Raw genomic sequence first — 3,755 nt, forward strand, 5'->3', positions numbered from 1 at the left:
TGCCGCTGCGCCCGGTGCGGAAGCTGGCGAACAGGGCGGCCAGCATCGCCGCCGCGACGGCCAGCCACAGCGCGCGGTTGGCCAGCATGTAGCCCGTGATCGCCGGCAGGCCGGTGTTGCGCTCCTCCGCCGACCAGTAGCGCGTCGTCCATGACAGGGCCCTCAGGCCCAGCGGCTCGGACAGGGTGACCAGCCAGATATTGTCGAGGTCGCGCATCATTACGCCGGTGACCAGGTACGCCAGCAGGAACGCGAGCACCCCGAGGTAGACCCACATGATGCTGCGCGACAGCGTCGCGAACAGCGCCAGCATCGTCGTGCACAGGACCAGGTTGGGCAGCACCAGGACCGCGAAGCTCCAGCCGTAGGGCGCCAGCGACACCGGTCCCAGGCGCTCGGGCGCTATCCACGGCATGAACTGTGCGAGGAAAAGCCCGGCCGCGGCCAGGACCTGGATCAGCAGGCAGGCGAGCATCGCCGCCAACAGGCGACCGGCCAGGTAGTGGCCGCGACGCAACGGCGTACTGAAGTACAGCTCCGCGGTGCCCTGCTCGAAGTCGCGCAGCAATGCGCCCGACACGAAGATCGCACTGACGAGGAGGCCGAACAGGCTGAACATCCCCATCAGGCGGGCGACCACCAGCGGGGCGTTCTGGTGGACGTTGCCCATCCCGCCACCGATCTGCACGGCCTCGCTGCTGCCCAGCGCGAATGCAAGCAGGCCGAACAGCCCGGAGACCAGCCACAGCAAGGGAGAGCGGAGCTGCTCGCGCAGCTCGAAGCGCAGGATTTCCCTGATCATGCGAGCCTCCGTCAGGCCGCTTTGGCGTGCTGGCGGAGTTGCCGGAAGTACACGTCCTCGAGGTCGGGTTCGACCTGCTCGAATCCGTCGCCCGGCGCGTCGCTGGCGAACACGTGCAGGACCGGGTGGCCCGCCACCAGGCGCTTGGAGAGCACCGTGTGCCGCGCTTCGTAGTCGGCCAGCTCGGACTTGGCGATCTGTTTGCGCCAGACCTGCCTGGACAAGGCGTCGATCGCGTCGACCGGGCGGCCCGACAGCAGCACCTGGCCCCGGTTGAGGATCGCCATCGTCGGGCACAGGTCGGTCACGTCCTCGACGATGTGCGTCGAGAGGATCACCGCGACCCGTTCGCTGATCTCCGCCAGCAGGTTCAGGAAGCGGTTGCGCTCTTCCGGGTCGAGCCCGGCGGTGGGCTCGTCGACGATCACCAGGCGGGGATCGCCCAGCAGGGCCTGCGCGATGCCGAAGCGCTGGCGCATGCCGCCGGAGAACGTCCCCAGCTTGCGCTTGCGGACCTCCCACAGGTTCACCTGGGCAAGCAGGCCTTCCACGACCTCCTTGCGGGGCCCCTTGGCCGTCAGGCCCTTGAGGATCGCGAAATGCTCGAGCAGTTCGATCGCGCTGACCTTGGGATACACGCCGAAGTCCTGGGGCAGGTAGCCCAGTTGCCGGCGCACGGCGTCCCTGTCGCGCAGCACGTCGATCGTACCGCCCTTGCCGTCCTCCAGGGTGGCGCTGCCGCCATCGGCGTCCTGCAGCGTGGCCAGCGTGCGCATCAGCGAGGACTTGCCCGCCCCGTTGGGTCCGAGCAGGCCGAACATGCCCTGCGGGATGTCGAGGCTGACCCCGGCGAGCGCGTGCACGCCATTGGCATAGGTCTTGCTGAGGTCGCGGATCGTGAGCATCGGTTCCCTTTGACGTTGACCCGCGGCTGCGGAGTGCGCCGCATCCTATGCACCCGCGTGCGCGGGCGGCAATGGGAGGATCGTCAGGGTGACCATCGACGCGACCCCTTCCGCGCACCCGGCCGGGCGGGCCGCCCGGCCGTGCCGTGTCGGCCTAGGAGGACGGAACCGTCGCCGGCGATCGCGGCGCGGCCGCCGCAAGCTTCTTCAGTTCCTCCAGCGCGGCGTCGATGTGGGTCTCGCCGCCCAGCACCTCTCCGGCGTTGTCGCCGGCATTGCCCTGGCCCTCTTCGTCGCCGCTGAGGTGGCCCGGCAGGCTGGATTCGACGTAGCTGGCACGGCCGCCGTCGGCGGCGTCGGCGGCCGGGTGCAGCACCACGTCGGGCACGATCCCCAACGCCTGGATCGACTTGCCGCTGGGCGTGAAGTAGCGCGCCGTGGTGAGCTTCACCGAGTCGCCATTGTCCAGCGGCAACAGGGTCTGCACCGACCCCTTGCCGAAGGTGCGGCTGCCGACCACGCGGGCGCGGTCGTTGTCGCGCAGGGCACCGGCGAGGACTTCCGAGGCGCTGGCCGAGCCGGCGTCGACGAGCAGGACCACGGGGGCACCTGCGAGGCGATCGCCCGGGGTGGCGGAGAACTCCGCGTCGCTGATGGCGATGCGCCCGCGCGTGCTGACGATGGCCCCGGTCTCGAGCAGGTCGTCGGCGATCTGCACCGCCGAGGTCAGCAGGCCGCCCGGATTGCTGCGCAGGTCGATCACCAGGCCGCGGAGCCTGCCGCCGGCCTCGGTCTTCAGGGCCTCGAGCTGGGTCTCGAAATCGGCCGCGGTGTCGGCCTGGAAGGCACTGATGCGGATATAGCCGTAGCCCGGCTCGAGCATGCGTCCGCGGATGCTGGTGATGCGGATCGTGTCGCGGGTGAGGGTGACGTCGAACGGCGCATCCTTGCCCTTGCGCACGATGGTCAGCGTCAGCGAGCTGCCCGCCGGCCCGCGCAGCGGCGCGGAGGTGTCGCCTTCGTCCGGATCGAAGGTCTTGCCGTCGATGGCGGTGATCAGGTCGCCCGACTGCAGGCCCGCGCGCTCGGCGGGCGTGCCGTCGATCGGCGCGATGACCTTCAGGTTGCCGTCGGGCTGGCGCTGCAGCTCGACGCCAATGCCCTCATAGGCGCCGCGCGACTGTTCGTCGAAGTCCTCGGCCGATGCCTTGTCGAAATAGACGCTGTGCGGGTCGAGGTCGAACAGCAGGCCGCGGATCGCGGCCTCCATCAGCGCCTTGTCTTCCACCGGCTCCACGTAAGCCTGCTTGATCGCGCTGTAGACGGTCACGTAGCGCCGGATCTCCTCCAGCGGCACGCTCGTATCGAGCGCTTCGTCTGTCGCGGCATCGTCGGCCGCTTCACCGGCAGCCGCCGCGGGAGGCGCTTGGGCGGGTGCGTCCTGGGCCCACCCGGCGGGGGCCGCCAACAGGGTCGCGCACAGCGCCGGGACCAGTAGCGGGGATGCCTTCGACGGAAAACGGAACCTCATGCAGCGCACTCCGGGCAAACGTTGGACGGGCCGGGGCGGTTGCGGGTCCGGCGCCTTGATGGGAACACGTTAGGACCCGCGAACGGAAGCTTTCGTTAACGCCGGCGCCGCCTCCGCCACCGGTTCAGCGACGCAACCACACATTCGGGTTGACCGGCTTCCCGTCCCGGCGCAGCTCGAAATACAGGGCCGGACGCCCGTGGCCGCCGGAGCTGCCCACGGTCGCCACGGCGTCGCCGCGCTTGACGGCGTCGCCGACGTCCTTGAGCAAGGCGTCGTTGTGCGCGTAAAGGCTCATGTAACCCCCGCCGTGGTCGACGATCAGCAGCAGGCCGTAGCCGGTCATCCAGCCGGCATAGACGACGCTGCCATCGGCCACGGTCTTGACCGGCGTGCCCGCGGCGGCGCCCAGCAACAGGCCGTCGCTGCTGCGACCGTCGGGCATCCGGGCCTGGAAGCCCGCCAGCAGGGCGCCGCTCAACGGCCAGCCGGTGCCGCCCACCTGCGGGCCACCGAT

General features: G+C 70.0%; 4 protein-coding genes. All 4 read right to left on the reverse strand.

Annotated elements, in window-relative coordinates:
- Positions 1-802 (reverse strand): ABC transporter permease (locus FKV25_RS08365; RefSeq protein ID WP_141518338.1); only part of this gene is annotated, 802 nt, incomplete at its 3' end.
- A gap of 11 nt (positions 803-813) precedes the next feature.
- A complete protein-coding gene (locus tag FKV25_RS08370) occupies positions 814-1,707 on the reverse strand; it encodes an ABC transporter ATP-binding protein (protein ID WP_141518339.1) in 894 nt (297 codons plus the stop codon).
- 154 nt (positions 1,708-1,861) lie between these two features.
- Positions 1,862-3,202, reverse strand: a complete 1,341-nt coding sequence (locus tag FKV25_RS08375) for a S41 family peptidase (RefSeq protein WP_425462619.1) — start codon at positions 3,200-3,202, stop codon at positions 1,862-1,864.
- Between the two features lie 160 nt (positions 3,203-3,362).
- Positions 3,363-3,755, reverse strand: a 393-nt coding sequence (locus tag FKV25_RS08380; RefSeq protein WP_141518341.1) for a murein hydrolase activator EnvC family protein, incomplete at its 5' end; no start/stop codon positions are given.

Source organism: Marilutibacter aestuarii, assembly GCF_006546775.1.
In the GTDB taxonomy this organism is placed as follows: Bacteria; Pseudomonadota; Gammaproteobacteria; order Xanthomonadales; family Xanthomonadaceae; genus Marilutibacter; species Marilutibacter aestuarii.